Below are 2,513 nucleotides of genomic sequence, written 5' to 3' on the forward strand. Positions count from 1 at the left end.
TGTTCGGCCGCGAGAGCCGCGGGCTGAACAACGAGGAGCTCCGACAGCTCGACGAAGTCTGCTCGATCCCTGCCGACACGGAGTACCCCGTGCTCAACCTCGCACAGGCGGCCAACATCGTGTTCTACGAGCTCCGCGAGCTGAACGTCGAGGAGTACCAGCTCCCGGACGTGGAGCACGAGCGCGCCGACGCCGCGGACGTGGAGCGGTTCCACGACTACTTCGCGGAATTTCTCGACCGCGCGGGACAGAAAGAGCACCAGCGCGACAAGGCCGCGGTGCTGATGCGCCGCCTGCTCGGGCGCGCGCATCCGACCGACCGTGAGGTCCACACGCTGCTGGGCGCGTTCCGCAAGGCGAACAAGAAGCTCGACCACCTCACCGAGCTCGCCGCGACGTACGACGAGCCGGTCTACCCCAGCGGGCCCTCCGGCGACGAAGTCGTCGAGGAGTAGCGTCGTCGGCAGCGCTCCGTTTCACGTCCGGTCGCTCCGGAGCGTCGGCTTCAAGCCCCGCGGGGTCGACCGACCGGTATGTTCGTCGAAGGGACGGTCCTCCGCGGCCGCGAGTTCGAGCCGGTGGAGGGGCGCGTGGTCGTCAGGGACGGCGAGATCGCCGCGATCGAGGAACGGGAGACCGACAGCGACGACCTGATCTGTCCGGCGTTCGTCAACGCTCACACACACATCGGCGACTCCGTGGCGAAGGAGGCCGGCGGCGGACTCTCGCTGGACGAGCTCGTCGCGCCGCCGGACGGGCTCAAACACCGCATCCTGCGCGCGACCGACCGCGCCGAGAAGGTCGAGGCGATGGCGCGGTCGCTGCGCTACATGGAGGCGACCGGCACCGGCACGTTCCTGGAGTTCCGCGAGGGCGGCGTCGCGGGCGTCGAGGCGCTCCGGGACGCGCTCGCGGGGCGAGACGGCGCGGAGGCGGTCGGCGAGCGCGATGTCGACGCGGTGATTCTCGGTCGCGAGGAGGAGGCCGTCCTCGAGGTGGCCGACGGCTTCGGCGCCTCCGGCGCGCGCGACGCCCACTTCGAGAGCGAACGAACCGCGACCCGCGAGGCCGACAAGCTGTTCGGCATTCACGCCGGCGAGCGCGACGACCTCGACATCAACCCGGCGATGGACCTCAAACCCGACTTCCTCGTCCACATGGTCCACGCCGGCGAGGAGCACCTGGACCGGATCGCCGACCGCGCGACGCCCGTGGTCGTCTGCCCGCGCTCGAACCTCGTCACGAACGTCGGCATGCCGCCGATCCGGGAACTGGCCGAGCACACGACCGTCGCGCTCGGGACGGACAACGTGATGCTCAACTCGCCGTCGATGTTCCGCGAGATGGAGTTCACGGCCAAGCTCGCGGACGTCTCCGCGGCCGAGGTGCTCCGAATGGCGACGGTCAACGGCGCCGAGATAGCGGGGCTGAACAGGGGCGTCATCGAGGAGGGGGCCGACGGCAAGCTGCTGGTGCTCGACGGCGACTCCGACAACCTCGCCGGCGCGCGCGACCCCGTGCGGGCGGTCGTCCGCCGCGCGGGCGAGGGCGACGTGAAGCAGGTCGTGCTGTAACGCCGCGGAGCGCGAAGTCGACCGCGGGACAGTAACCGTTTTGCCGCTCCCCGGTCGCGGGTAGTCCATGCACGCGATCACTCGGTCCGGCTGGATCGAGGTCATCTCCGGGTCGATGTTCTCCGGCAAGACGGAGGAGCTCATCCGCCGGCTCCGTCGCTCGGAGATCGCAGACCAGTCGGTGGCGGCGTTCACGCCCGCGATCGACGACCGCTACGGCGAGACGACCATCGGCTCGCACAACGGCCGGCAGTGGGCGGCGGCCGTGGTGGACAACGAGGGCGAGGGGCCTCGGGAGATCCTCGACCGCTACGACGGCGAGGCCGTGGTCGCGGTCGACGAGGCGAACTTCTTCTCGAACGCGCTGGTCGACGTCTGCTCGGAGTTGGCCGACCGCGGCGCCCGCGTCATCGTTTCCGGCACGGACCAGACGTTCCGCGGCGAGCCGTTCGAGCCTCTCCCGCAGCTGATGGCGGTCGCGGAGTACGTGGACAAGCTCCAGGCGATCTGTACGCAGTGTGGCGAGCCGGCCACGCGCAACCAGCGGCTCATCGAGGGCGAGCCGGCCCACGTCGACGACCCGACCATCCTCGTCGGCGCCGAGGAGTCCTACGAGGCACGCTGCCGGAACTGCCACACCCTCCTGACCGGCGAGCGCCCCGATGGACGCCCGGCCGGTGACGACTGACGACCGATAGCGATACTGAGTGATGCAGCCCGATTCAGACACATCGCTTTTCTGAAACTCGCGGCGGTGCGGTGCTGTGCGGTCGCGGAGCGGTGCGGTTGCGGTGCGGTGCTGTGCGGTGCTGTGCGGTCGCGGAGCGGTGCGGTTGCGGTGCCGTGCTGTCGGCGCGCGCCGCGGCGCCCCTGTGGCGCCGCGACCGCGCGAGGGAGGCGGCGGCGCGGCCGCATGCGGTGCGGTTTCGCGGCCGCGCC

3 protein-coding genes are annotated in these 2,513 nt (G+C 70.7%); all 3 read left to right on the plus strand.

What is annotated here, in order from left to right; translation table 11 throughout:
* Window positions 1–455: TrmH family RNA methyltransferase (locus AN233_RS11250; RefSeq protein ID WP_281176557.1), on the plus strand; the 455-nt coding region annotated here is incomplete at its 5' end.
* Between the two features lie 78 nt (window positions 456–533).
* Window positions 534–1,574 (plus strand): amidohydrolase family protein, encoded by a 1,041-nt coding sequence (locus AN233_RS11255; protein ID WP_058366879.1) that lies wholly within the window; start codon window positions 534–536, stop codon window positions 1,572–1,574.
* 67 nt (window positions 1,575–1,641) lie between these two features.
* On the plus strand, window positions 1,642–2,262 hold the full coding sequence (locus AN233_RS11260) for a thymidine kinase (RefSeq protein WP_058366880.1): 621 nt from the start codon (window positions 1,642–1,644) through the stop codon (window positions 2,260–2,262).
* Window positions 2,263–2,513: the final 251 nt, after the last annotated feature.

The sequence above is a fragment of the Haloparvum sedimenti genome (assembly GCF_001462205.1).
GTDB lineage: Archaea > Halobacteriota > Halobacteria > Halobacteriales > Haloferacaceae > Haloparvum > Haloparvum sedimenti.